The 11,989-nt window shown below is 68.9% G+C and carries 12 protein-coding genes; 10 read left to right on the forward strand and 2 right to left on the reverse strand.

The window, feature by feature from the left end; translation table 11 throughout:
• The first annotated feature begins 347 nt into the window (after positions 1-347).
• Genes WHX56_RS23635 through lpxK form a run of 3 tightly spaced genes read left to right on the forward strand, consistent with a single transcriptional unit; the run spans position 348 to position 2,427 of the window.
• Entirely contained in the window at positions 348-974 is a 627-nt protein-coding gene (locus WHX56_RS23635) for a MotA/TolQ/ExbB proton channel family protein (protein ID WP_338879158.1), read from the forward strand.
• The gene (locus tag WHX56_RS23640) at positions 971-1,384 is read left to right on the forward strand and encodes an ExbD/TolR family protein (protein WP_129239395.1); all 414 of its coding nucleotides are present in this window, start codon (positions 971-973) and stop codon (positions 1,382-1,384) included. The genes WHX56_RS23635 and WHX56_RS23640 overlap by 4 nt, the downstream gene beginning before the upstream one ends.
• On the forward strand, positions 1,381-2,427 hold the full coding sequence (lpxK, locus tag WHX56_RS23645) for a tetraacyldisaccharide 4'-kinase (protein WP_338879159.1): 1,047 nt from the start codon (positions 1,381-1,383) through the stop codon (positions 2,425-2,427). The genes WHX56_RS23640 and lpxK overlap by 4 nt, the downstream gene beginning before the upstream one ends.
• Here the strand turns inward: lpxK and WHX56_RS23650 are convergent.
• The gene (locus WHX56_RS23650; RefSeq protein WP_338879160.1) at positions 2,424-4,637 is read right to left on the reverse strand and encodes an IgaA/UmoB family intracellular growth attenuator; all 2,214 of its coding nucleotides are present in this window, start codon (positions 4,635-4,637) and stop codon (positions 2,424-2,426) included. The genes lpxK and WHX56_RS23650 overlap by 4 nt on opposite strands.
• Before the next feature lie 193 nt (positions 4,638-4,830).
• Between WHX56_RS23650 and WHX56_RS23655 the strand changes: the two genes are divergently transcribed.
• From WHX56_RS23655 to rpsT, 7 genes are all read left to right on the forward strand, one after another.
• The gene (locus WHX56_RS23655) at positions 4,831-5,013 is read left to right on the forward strand and encodes a Trm112 family protein (RefSeq protein ID WP_129239392.1); all 183 of its coding nucleotides are present in this window, start codon (positions 4,831-4,833) and stop codon (positions 5,011-5,013) included.
• An 11-nt stretch (positions 5,014-5,024) separates the two neighbouring features.
• A complete protein-coding gene (gene kdsB / locus WHX56_RS23660; RefSeq protein ID WP_338879161.1) occupies positions 5,025-5,789 on the forward strand; it encodes a 3-deoxy-manno-octulosonate cytidylyltransferase in 765 nt (254 codons plus the stop codon).
• Between the two features lie 91 nt (positions 5,790-5,880).
• Complete coding sequence (adk, locus tag WHX56_RS23665; protein ID WP_338879162.1) at positions 5,881-6,537, forward strand: adenylate kinase; 657 nt, start codon at positions 5,881-5,883, stop codon at positions 6,535-6,537.
• A gap of 133 nt (positions 6,538-6,670) precedes the next feature.
• Positions 6,671-7,429, forward strand: a complete 759-nt coding sequence (locus tag WHX56_RS23670; RefSeq protein WP_129239389.1) for a 3-hydroxyacyl-CoA dehydrogenase — start codon at positions 6,671-6,673, stop codon at positions 7,427-7,429.
• Between the two features lie 250 nt (positions 7,430-7,679).
• The gene (gene murJ / locus WHX56_RS23675; protein ID WP_338879163.1) at positions 7,680-9,239 is read left to right on the forward strand and encodes a murein biosynthesis integral membrane protein MurJ; all 1,560 of its coding nucleotides are present in this window, start codon (positions 7,680-7,682) and stop codon (positions 9,237-9,239) included.
• Positions 9,240-9,432: 193 nt separating this feature from the next.
• Entirely contained in the window at positions 9,433-10,401 is a 969-nt protein-coding gene (locus tag WHX56_RS23680; RefSeq protein WP_129239387.1) for a FecR family protein, read from the forward strand.
• Positions 10,402-10,679: 278 nt separating this feature from the next.
• The gene (rpsT, locus tag WHX56_RS23685; protein WP_006396042.1) at positions 10,680-10,943 is read left to right on the forward strand and encodes a 30S ribosomal protein S20; all 264 of its coding nucleotides are present in this window, start codon (positions 10,680-10,682) and stop codon (positions 10,941-10,943) included.
• Between the two features lie 105 nt (positions 10,944-11,048).
• On the opposite strand, the gene WHX56_RS23690 is transcribed toward rpsT, so the two are convergent.
• Complete coding sequence (locus tag WHX56_RS23690; protein ID WP_338879164.1) at positions 11,049-11,963, reverse strand: LysR family transcriptional regulator; 915 nt, start codon at positions 11,961-11,963, stop codon at positions 11,049-11,051.
• Between the last annotated feature and the right edge of the window lie 26 nt (positions 11,964-11,989).

The raw sequence follows: 11,989 nt of genomic DNA on the forward strand, positions 1-11,989 counted from the left end.
TCCGATGCATACCTGTCCACAGGGCACGCGTAGCGGGCCGCCATCATACCGCGTCCCCGCTTGTTTGCCCCAATTGCCCCGATAGCCAGCAAATTCAAAGCAACTTATTGATTTATATAGGATTTTTATAAAAAACAGACTGCTCGAAATTGAAGCAATCAAGTGCAAGCCCTGTGCCCACAAGCGTTCCGGGGAAGTTTTACACAGAATTATCCACAAGATCTGTGGATAGCTTCCGGGTCGTTCCGACTTGCCACGCCCCGGCCGCCCCGTTACAGTTTCAGCTTGATCAGAAGCCGGCGCGCGCCGTTCCCGCGCGCATGGCGCCCCCCCGGGAGTTGAACGCTTTGCTTTCCATCTTGCGCGAGGCCGGCTGGCCCATCTGGCCCCTGCTGGCGACATCGGTCCTGGGCTTGGCGCTGATCTTCGAGCGCTTCCTGTCCCTGCGCCGCGGCCTGGTCATGCCGCGCGGCCTGAACGAGCAGGTGGCGGAAATGCTGCGCAACCACCAGGACACCCCCGAATCGATCAACCGGCTCGAACGCAATTCGCCGCTGGGCCGCGTGCTGGCCGAGGTGATGCGCCACCGCCACCTGCCGCGCGAGGAACTGCGCAACGTGGTCGAGGACGCCGGCCGCGCCGTCGCCCACGATCTCAGCCGCTACATCTCCGCCATCGGCACCATCGCCGTCATCGCGCCCCTGATGGGGCTGTTCGGCACCGTGGTCGGCATGATCGAGATCTTCGGCTCCTATACGCCCGGCGGCGGCGACCCCGCCCAGTTGGCGCGCGGCATCTCGATGGCGCTCTACAACACCGGCTTCGGCATCCTCATCGCCATTCCCGCCATGATCGCGCACCGCTACCTGCGCGGCCGCGTGGACGGCTACCTCAGCGCCATGGAGCAGGCCGCGTCGCGCCTGGTCCGCGCCGTATCGCCCTATTCCGCCGCCTCCCGCGAGGGCCGTTCATGAATTTCCGAGGCTCCCGGGGCGGCCGCGACGAGCTGGACATCAACCTGATCCCGCTCATCGACGTCCTGCTGGTCATCCTGATTTTCCTCGCGGCGACCACCTCGTTCGCGCGCTTCACGCAGTTGAAGGTGACCCTGCCCCAGGCCTCCACGGAACAGGACACGCCGCCGGCCCTGGAAGTGGCCGTCAGCCAGGACGGGCGCTACGCGCTCAACGGCACGCTCATCGACGTGTCCACGCCGCCCGAAATCGCCGACGCCCTGCGCCAGGCCGCGGCCGGCAAGACCGAGCCCCTCGTCGTCATCAACGCCGACGCCCAGGCCACCCATCAATCCGTGATCAACGTCATGGAAGCCGCCCGGCTGGCCGGCATCGGCCGCGTCAACTTCGCCGCGCAGACCGCCCGGTGACCGCGAAGCGCGCCTCGACGCTGCTGGCGCGCCAATGGCAGCACGGCGGCTGGCTGTCCACCCTGCTGCGCCCCCTGTCCGGGCTGACCGCCTGGGCGGTGGCGCGCAAGCGCAAGCGCTACCTGGACGGCACCCGCAAGGCCTACCGCGCCCCCGTTCCGGTGGTGGTGATCGGCAACGTCTACGTCGGCGGCACCGGCAAGACGCCGATGGTCATCGCCACCGTGGAAGGCCTGCGCGCGCGCGGCTACACGCCGGGCGTGGTCAGCCGCGGCTACGGGGTCGAGGTCGGCCCGCAAGCCCGCGTCGGGACCGGCGCGCTGGAAGCCGCCCGCTACGGCGATGAACCGGCGCTGATCGCCCGCGCCACCGGCGCCCCGGTGGCGGTGCATCCCAAGCGCGCCCTGGCCGCCCAGGCCCTGCTGCAAGCGCACCCCGAAGTGGACGTGATCGTGTCGGACGACGGGCTTCAGCACCTGGCGCTGGCCCGCGACGTCGAGATCGTGGTGCAGGACGAGCGCGGCGTGGGCAACGGCCGCCTGCTGCCGGCCGGCCCCTTGCGCGAACCCGCCAGCCGCCTGCGCGAGGTGGATGCGGTGGTGACCAACGCCGGCGCCCCCGGCGGAACGCCGCAAGCCGCCAGCGGCGCGGGCGGCCGTCCGCGCCAGGCGCGCATGTGGCTGGAGCCGGGCGAAGCGCGCCAGATCGAAGGCGGCGGCACGCGGCCCCTGGCGGCCTTCGCCGGGCAGCCCCGCGTGGCGGCAGCGGCCGGCATCGGCAACCCCGAACGCTTCTTCGCCACGCTGCGCGCCGCGGGCATCGCGCCGGAAACCACCCTGGCGCTGCCGGACCACCACGACTACGCCGAATCGCCTTTCCGGACGCTGGCGGCCGACGCCATCCTGGTCACTTCCAAGGACGCGATCAAGTGCGCCGCCCTGGGCGACGCGCGCCTGTGGGAAGTCCCGGTGCGGGCCGGTTTTTCCGACCCGGAACTCTTCGACTGGCTGGCCCGGTCCCTGCGCCAGCCGCCCAGACACTAGAAGAACGCGGGCTTGGCCGCGCGGCGGCGCTCGGCATATTCCCGCAGGCCCCGTTCGCGGGCGGAGGACTCCCGCTTGCGGACGACGGCCAGCGGCAGGTGCGCGAGCACCAGCAACCCCGCCAGCAGCAGCCAGGCCATGCGCGCCAGCGACGGCCACGGATCGTCCAGGCTGCGCCCCGCGTCCACGGCGATCTCCGGCGCGCCCGAGGAATCGGTGCCCGCGCCCGCCACCATGCCGCTGACCTTGAACGGCATCGCGCCGTCGGGCGACAGAACGTGCAACTGCTGGTTCCAGGCCGCCAGCAGCCCCTCGTTGGCCGTATCGCGCAGGCGCGGCAGCGTCGCGTACGGCCCCGGCAGCACGCGCAGCACCACCCCGCCCCGCTGCGTTTCCATGGCGCCGCGGGACGCGCGGTCCAGGGCCGCCTCGATCAGCGTGTGCATGCCGGACCGCGCCAGGCGGCGGACCTCGTCGACATAGCGCGAGAACATGACGCCGTCGTCGCCGCGTCCCTTGCCCTGGAACGCGCCCTCTTCCGCCAGCCTGTGCAGTTCGAGCCAACTGCCGGCCCCTTCTTTCGCCAGCAGGACGTTGGCGGCGAATGCCCGCTTCAGCTCGTCGCACGCAGCGATCGATTCGCCGGTGGCCAGATCGCAGGCCTGCTCGATGGTGAGCACCGTCTTGCTCAAGCCCGCCACGCTCAGCGCCGAAACGTTGCGCGCGGCGTAGCCCGCCATGGGGTTGTCGCGCATCCGGCTGTAGATCTGGCTGACCAGCAGGACGTCCAGCATCGGATTGGGCCGGGTCTTCAGGAAATCGCCGGAATATAGCTGCATGACCGCCGCGTTCACTTCCAGGCGGCCGGGCTGCGGCGCCGCCCCGTCCCAACGCAAGCGGCCGCAGTCGAAATCCACCTTGCCGGAACCGCCGGGCCGCAACTCGCAACGCGCGCGGCCCTGCAGCGAGACGGGCACGCCGAAGCCCGGCGGATCCTGGGCCAGTTCGGCCGCCGAGGCATAGGCGCGCGGCGGAACGCCCCGCAGCCAGGCGCTGGCCAGCGCCGCATCGCCCTTCAGGCTGTCCGCCGACGCGTACAGCGCCGCGCCGGCCAGCAACCCCGTCAGCGCCAGCGTCGCATGGCGGCCCCAGAAAACGCGCGGGAAAAGGCGCTGCTCCTCATCCACCGAATGGCTGCCGCCCAGTCGCACGACGGAATAGTCCTCCACGCGCATGTCCACGTCCACGCGGCCGTCGTCGGGCAACTCCAGCGTGGCGCGCCAATGGTCCGGCAGCTTGACCGGCAGTTTGTCGCCCAGGAACAGTTGGGCGGACACGGCCTGGGCGTTGTCGGGATTGGTCAGCACGATGGCGTGGAGTTCGCCCCTGGCGCGGTTCACCTTCTGCGGCGCGCCCAGGGCGCGCTTGCGCCAGGTCAGCCACAGCGCCAGGACGGCCAGCGCCGCGGCCGCGCCCGCGAACGCCGCGCCGCCGCCCGCCGCCGTCGCGGCCAGCCCGGCGAAGACCAGCAGCCACAGCATCGAGATCCAGAAGGCGATGCCCGGATGCCGGCGATCGGCGATTTCCGCGGGCGTCTCGTCGCGCTGGCCCAGGATCTCGACCCGCATCGCCTCGGACAGTTCGTGCCCGTCCTGCTCGCGCGCCGCGCCAGGCGCCTCGGTTTCCGGATCGGCGATATTCTGCATCGCCCCGGTCTTGCCGGCGGACCATTGCCGCTCCTGCCTGTCCCGCCGCTGGTCGCGCTCGCGCCCGCCAGCCAGGTCGAACTCGCCGTTCAGGGCGACGACGATGGCGTATTTTTCCGTCATCGCCACTTCGGCCACGTTGTCTTCGCGCAGATAGTCGCGGGCGTCGTAGGGCAGCACCACGTCCACCCCGCCCAGCGTGTCGTGCATGGTCGAACCGCCCTGGTTCGACGAGATGCCGTGGCGCACGAAGGCGCCGCGCAGCGGAAAGATCCCGTCGTTGGCCAGGCGCGCCGTCTTCCTGGGGCCCGCCGGATGGATCAGGAATGGCTGCAGCATCTCGCGCTCCGCCGCCGTCATCCGCCGCAAGGGCTGGCCGTCCTGCTTCAGTTCGCGCAGCGCGCCCTTGTTGCCGCTGCGCCGGGCCATGTAGGTGATCCCGCTCACCACCGTCCAGGCCAGGACGATGAGCATCAAGCCGATCCTGATAGTGTTGGAATCCATCGCGTTTCCTGTGTTCTGCCGAGAATCGCGGCGGATGATAGCGACGATCCGTCCCGCAATTCGCAGGACTCAATTCAAAATATGACATTAATTAACAAATCGGTCGAAAACGACGCCAAAAGGCGTCCCGCCGCCGCTTCGGGCACCCGCCAGGCCGGTCCGGCCCGGGGCAAACTGCTTTAGAATTCCGGTCATGGAATCCCGCCTTCTCGACATCCTCGTCTGCCCCCTGTGCAAGGGCCGCCTCGAACACGACCGGCAGCAGGCCGAACTGGTCTGCCGCGCCGACCGCCTGGCCTTCCCCGTGCGCGACGGCATCCCCGTCATGCTGGAATCGGAAGCCCGCGCGCTCGACGACGCCCCCGCCGCCAGTTGAACCGCCACCGCATGAGCTTCATCGCCCTGATTCCGGCGCGCACCGCCTCGACCCGGCTGCCCGACAAGCCGCTGGCCGACATCGCCGGCAAGCCCATGGTGGTGCGCACGGCCGAGCGCGCCGCCCAGTCCGGCGCTGCCCGCGTCTACGTCGCCACCGACGACGCGCGGGTCCAGCAGGCCGTGCAGGCCCATGGCCTGCAGGCGCTGATGACCCGCGGCGACCATCCCACCGGCACCGACCGCCTGGCCGAAGCCGTGGATCAGCTCGGCCTGCCCGACGATGCCATCGTGGTGAACGTCCAGGGCGACGAACCGCTGATCGAGCCCGGCCTCATCGACGCCGTCGCCGCCAAGCTCCAGGCCTGTCCGGAGGCGGACATCGCCACCTGCGCCTGCCCCCTGGCCGACGCCGAAGCGCTATTCAACCCCAACGTCGTGAAACTGGTCTGCGCCGCGGACGACCGCGCCCTGTATTTCTCGCGCGCCCCCATCCCCTGGGCCCGCGATGCGCTGGCCTCCGGCGAACGCGTGCTGGCCGAGGGCCTGCCCGCCTGGCACCATATCGGGCTGTACGCCTACCGCGTGTCGTTCCTGCGCCGCTACCCCACCCTGTCGCAAGGCGCGCTGGAGCGTTTCGAGTCGCTGGAGCAACTGCGCGCCATGGAACACGGGCACGTCATCGTCGTCCATCGGGCGTCCCACCCTCCGGCGGCGGGCGTAGATACCCCGGCGGACCTGGAACGCGTCCGGCTGGCCTACGCCAATCAGACATAAGGGTTATTTCCTATAGCGCAGCGCCGCACCGGCTGCTGCATTGCGGCATAATTCCCCGGATCACAAAAAATAAACCCCATCAGGAGCACTCATGCGTCTCATCTTGCTCGGACCCCCCGGCGCCGGCAAAGGCACCCAGGCCGCGTTTCTCACCCAGCACTTCGGCATCCCCCAGATCTCCACCGGCGACATGCTGCGCGCGGCCGTGAAGGCGGGTACGCCGTTGGGTATTGAAGCCAAAAAGGTCATGGACGCCGGCGGCCTGGTCTCCGACGAGATCATCATCGGCCTCGTGCAGGACCGCCTGAAGCAGTCCGACTGCGCCAACGGCTACCTGTTCGACGGCTTCCCCCGCACCATCCCGCAGGCCGACGCGCTCAAGAGCGCCGGCGTCAAGCTGGACTACGTGGTGGAAATCGAAGTGCCCGAAGAAGACATCATCGAACGCATGAGCGGGCGCCGCGTGCACCAGCCCAGCGGCCGCAGCTACCACGTGCGCTTCAACCCGCCCAAGACGGCAGGCCGCGACGACGTCACCGGCGAGGAACTCATCCAGCGCGACGACGACCGCGAGGAAACCGTGCGCAACCGCCTGTCCGTGTACCGCGAACAGACCCGCCCCCTGGTCGACTACTACTCGACCTGGGCGCAGCAGGATTCCGCCGGCGCGCCGAAGTACCGCAAGATCTCCGGCGTCGGCGCGGTCGACGAAATCAAGTCGCGCCTCTTCGAGGCCGTCAAGAACTGACGGGCGCCGCGATGGCTTGAAGGCCTTCGGCGCCGGCGGGACGCGACGCGTTCCCGCCCCGGCCCGAAGGCCTTGTCACATTCGGCGCCTGCCGCGCCGCTTTCATCCCTTGAATTGATCTGGTGGTAGACACATGGAAATCGCGAACAAGGTATTCATCGTTACGGGTGGCGCTTCCGGACTGGGCGCGGGCACCGTGCGCATGCTGGTGCAGAACGGCGCCAAGGTCGTCATCGCCGACGTCCAGGACGAGCCGGGCGAGGCCCTGGCCAAGGAACTGGGCCAGCGCTACGTGCATTGCGACGTGACGCAGGAAGCCGACGGCAAGAACGCCGTGGCCGCGGCCAAGGAACTGGGCGCGCTCTTCGGCCTGGTGAACTGCGCCGGCGTGGCGCCCGCCGCCAAGATCGTCGGCAAGAACGGCGCGCACCCGCTGGATCTGTTCCAGAAGGTCGTGTCGATCAACCTGATCGGCAGCTTCAACATGATGCGCCTGGCCGCCGAAGCCATGAGCGCGAACTCGCCCGAGCCCACCGGCGAGCGCGGCGTGATGATCAACACCGCATCCGTGGCCGCCTTCGACGGCCAGATCGGCCAGGCGGCCTACGCCGCGTCCAAGGCGGGCGTGGCCGGCATGACCCTGCCGATCGCGCGCGACCTGGCCAAGACCGGCATCCGCTGCATGACCATCGCCCCGGGCATCTTCGGCACGCCCATGATCTTCGGCATGCCGCAGGAAGTGCAGGATTCCCTGGCCGCCAGCATCCCCTTCCCCGCCCGTCTCGGCCGCCCGGAAGACTACGCCAAGCTGGTCCACAGCATCATCACGAACGATATGCTGAACGGCGAAACGATCCGCCTGGACGGCGCCATCCGCATGCCGCCGAAGTGAGGCCCCCGCGCCGCGCACACTGCGTGTGCTTGCTGCCCCCCGAGGGGGCTGCGCCGCCTTGGGGCGGCCCGGCGGCGGCGCGGCTATTTTTACGACGGTCGTCAAAACGACCATCGGTCTCCGCGCTTAGTCTTGCAGACTCGGCAAGGCGCCGCCGGAGACCGTACATTCTTGCGGGCGCGGCGCCTTTCGGGCGAAGATCCTGTCTTGCGGGGCCAGTCGGCCCCTTTTTCATTACATAGCCTTCCCCATGAGCCTGTTCCGTTCGGCGGCCACGGTCAGCAGCTTTACGCTGCTGTCCCGCATTTCCGGCCTGGTCCGCGACATCCTGGTGGCCCGCGCCTTCGGCGCCGGCCCCATCACTGACGCGTTCTGGGTCGCTTTCCGCATTCCCAACCTGCTGCGCCGGCTGTTCGCCGAAGGCGCTTTCGCGCAGGCGTTCGTGCCCATCCTGGGCGCGGCGCGCAACAACCGTTCCCCGGAAGAGGTCCGCACGCTGCTCGACCGCGTGGCTCTGCTGTTGACCATGGCGCTGATGCTGATCACGCTGGCCGGCATCGTCGCGGCGCCCTGGGTGGTGTCGGCCATGGCGAGCGGCCTGCGCGGCGCGGACCGCGACACCGAATTCGGCGCGGCCGTCTGGATGACGCGGATGATGTTCCCCTACATCTTCTGCATGTCGCTGATCGCCTTCGCCTCGGGCGTGCTGAACACCTGGCGCCGCTTCGCCGTGCCCGCCTTCACGCCGGTGCTGCTCAATCTTTCCATGATCGCCGCCTGCCTCTGGCTGGCGCCGCGCATGGACGTGCCCATCTACGCGCTGGCCATCGGCGTGATGATCGGCGGCGTGGCCCAGTTGGCGGTGCAATGGGCCGCCCTGGCGCGGCTGGGCCTGACGCCCAGGTTTTCGCCGCGGTTCCGCGAAGCCTGGAGCGATCCGACGGTGCAGCGCATCCTGAAGCAGATGGCGCCCGCCACGCTGGGCGTGTCCGTGGCCCAGCTCTCCCTGCTGATCAATACCAATATCGCCACCTGGCTGACCCCCGGCAGCGTGACCTGGCTGTCCTTCGCCGACCGCCTGATGGAATTCCCCACGGCCTTGCTGGGCGTCGCGCTGGGCACCGTGCTGCTGCCCAGCCTGTCGGCGGCCCATGCGAGCGACGACCACGGCGGCTACAGCGCGCTGCTGGACTGGGGCCTGCGCCTGGTGCTGCTGCTGGGGCTGCCGGCCGCGATCGGCATGGCGCTGCTGTCCGACGGCCTGGTCGCCACCCTTTTCCATTACGGCGCCTTCGCCGCCCAGGACGTCGCCCAGACGCGCCTGGCGGTCATCTCCTACTCCGCGGGGCTGATCGGCCTGCTGGCCGTCAAGATCCTGGCCCCCGGCTTCTACGCCAAGCAGGACATCCGCACGCCCGTGAAGATCGCCATCGGCGTGCTGATCGTGACGCAGTTGCTGAACCTGGCGCTGGTGCCCCTGATGGCGCATGCCGGCCTGGCGCTGGCCATCGGCCTGGGCGCCTGCCTGAACGCGCTGGCGCTGCTGATCGGGCTGCTGCGCCGCGGCCTCTACCAGCCCGGTCCGGGGTGGGCCGCGTTCACGCTGCGCCTGCTGCCCGCCCTGGCGGGGCTGGCGGCGCTGCTCTGGTACGCGGACGGGCGGATCGACTGGATCGCCTTGCAGGCGCACGCCGGGCTGCGCGTGGCCTGGCTGGCCGGCGTGCTGGCCGCCAGCGGCGCGGTCTACTTCGGAATGTTGTTACTGTTTGGCTTTCGCCCTCGGGACTTTGGGCGACGCCCGACGCGTTAAATTCGGCAATTCTGCCTAGATTCCCCCCAAAAGCCGGCCTAGTGCCGGCTTTTTTGCACTAGGTTCGTCAAGAATTGACAATCGCCCCGTAATCTTTGGTAAAAAACCTTTATTATTTACAAGTTGCCATCGAAAGGACCCCCCCCGGGAACATATGCGGGGACATGAAGTGAAGTACGCCCAAGGACAACCCATGGCGGACCAGGTCATCAATTGGCTGCTGCTGTTGCGCTCAGGCAAGGCGACGGCGCAGGACTACAACGACTTCCTGGCTTGGCGAGCGGCAGACCCTGCCCACGAGAATGCCTGGCAACAGTTGACGGGCTCGCTGGAGGGGTCGACGTTCGGCCGGCTTGGCGACGCCTACCCCGCCGGGTACGCCGCCGCGGGCCCCGCCCCCCAGACGCCGCTGGCACCGCCGCCCCTGGCCATCGCGCCGCCACGCCGCCGTTTCCTGGCCGGCGCGCTGGCGCTCGCCGGCACCGGCGCCTGCGCCGCCTATATAGGCAATGCCTTCTACCCCTTGAACAACGTCGCCGCGGACGCCGCGACGGCCACGGGCGAACGCCGCCGCTACGTGCTGTCCGACGGCAGCCAGTTGCTGCTGGACGCCCGCAGCCGCGTCAACCTGGATTTCACCCCCGCCTACCGGCAGGTCCGCCTGCTGGATGGCGCGGTCACGGTATCCGTGGCGCCCGACGCGCGCCGCCCCTTCCTCGTCCAGACGGCCGAAGGCACGGTCCGCGCCCTGGGCACGCGCTACATGGTGCGGCAGCAGGCCCAGCGCACGGTGGTGGTGGTGCATGAACACGAGGTCGAGGTCGAAACCATGTCCGGGGCGCACGGCACCGTCCGCGCCGGCACGGGCGCCCGTTTCGACGCCTCCCGCATGGACACCCCGCGCGCGGAGCTTATGGCCGAAGCCGCCTGGGAAGCCGGCTGGGTCGAGGCCCGCGGCCGTCCGCTGGCCGAGGTGATCGCCGCCCTGCGCCCCTACCGCAGCGGCACCCTGCGCGTGTCCATGGCGGCCGGCGGCCTGCCCGTCTCCGGCCACTTCCCGCTGGACGACACCGACGCCGCACTGGACACGCTCAAGGACATGATGCCGATCCACGTCCGCCGCTTCACGCCCTGGTTCGTCTCGATCAACGTCGCCACCTGACAACGCCCGCGCGCGCGTCCGTGCCGCCGGGCCGGCTTCGTTGTATACTTGGCACGGTGTTTTTATCCAGTAGGCGCCGCGGGTTTTCCTCCAGGCCGGATTTTCTCCGGGCTTTTCCGGAAATCGTCCGCAAGGGTCCTCCAACCCAGGGACATTCCTCCCAGCGCCCCCCGCCCGGTTGACGGGCGCTCCATCGGTAGACTTGACATTAAAAGCTTGCAATCCCGTAGGGACTTGCTACAATGTTCGACTTTGCCGAATTCAACTTATATAGCAACATGGCCAATACCGCCCAAGCCCGCAAGCGCGCTCGCCAATCCGTTGAGCGCAACAAGCACAATTCCAGCCTGCGCTCGATGCTGCGCACCGCCATCAAGCGCGTTCGCCAATCCATCGCCGCTGGCGACAAGGCTGCGGCAGGCGAAGTGTTCCAGAAGGCCTCGAGCGTGATCGATCGCGTGGCCGACAAGAACATCATCCACAAGAACAAGGCCGCTCGCCACAAGAGCCGCCTGGCTGCCGCCATCAAGGCGCTGGCCTAAGCCATTCTGCCGCCCCGGCCTGCCGGGGCGTCACGAATACGGCAAATAGAAAAGGATGCCCGCGGGCATCCTTTTTTGTTTCTGGCGCCAAGCAAAAAAAACACACTAATTCAGGTTGGCCGCCAGCCGGCTCTCGACGGCCGCCGCCGCCTCGCGCAGCGACGCCATGAACGCGCCGACCAGCGGATTGCCCGGGCGATGCTCCGGGAACACGACGCTGACCCGGAACGGGAACGAACGCGCCAAGGGGCGGATGTGCATCCCGCGCCCGACGAAATCCAGGGCGGTCAGCGGGTTTACGATGGCCAGGCCCAGCCCCTGGCGCACGAAGGTGCAGACCGACACGGCGGTGGGCGTCTCGACGATGGACCGCCGCAGCACGCCCGCTTCGGCAAAGGCCTCGTCGATCTGGATCCGGTAGGGGTCGCTGGAAGACAGGCTGACGAAGGCATGTCCCTCGAAGTCCGCCAGCTCGATCCGCGGGCGCGCCAAGAGCGCGTGTCCATCGGGCAGCGCGCAGACCTCGTCCACCTCCAACAACAGCTCCACCCGCGTGCCCGCCGGCGCCGCGTCGTGCTCGGTCAGGCCCAGGTCGTACCGCTGGGCCGTCAGCCATTCCTCCAGGACGGGCGACTCCTGCGTTTCCACGGCCAGGCTCACGCCGCCATGCCGCTCGTGGAACCGCCGGAAGGCCTCGGGCAGGATCGAATGGGAAAACGCGGGCAAGGCGATCACCGACAACTGCCCGCCCTTGAACGCCCGCAGGCGCGCGGCGGCCGACGCCACGCGCTCCAGGCCGGCATAGGACTGGCGGACCTCGTCGAACAGCGCCAGGCCCGGCATGGTGGGCCGCAGGCGCCCTCCCACCCGGTCGAACAGCGCAAAGCCGATGCCCTGCTCCAGGCGCGCGAGTTCGCGGCTTACCGTCGGCTGGGACGAGCCCAGCAGCTCGGCCGCCTTGGTCACGCTGCCGGCGATCATCACCGCCCGGAAGACCTCGATATGCCGGTGCGTCAGCATGGCTGTCGAATTCCATTGAGTTTGGA

The organism is Achromobacter veterisilvae, from assembly GCF_037619525.1.
Classification (GTDB): Bacteria; Pseudomonadota; Gammaproteobacteria; order Burkholderiales; family Burkholderiaceae_B; genus Achromobacter; species Achromobacter veterisilvae.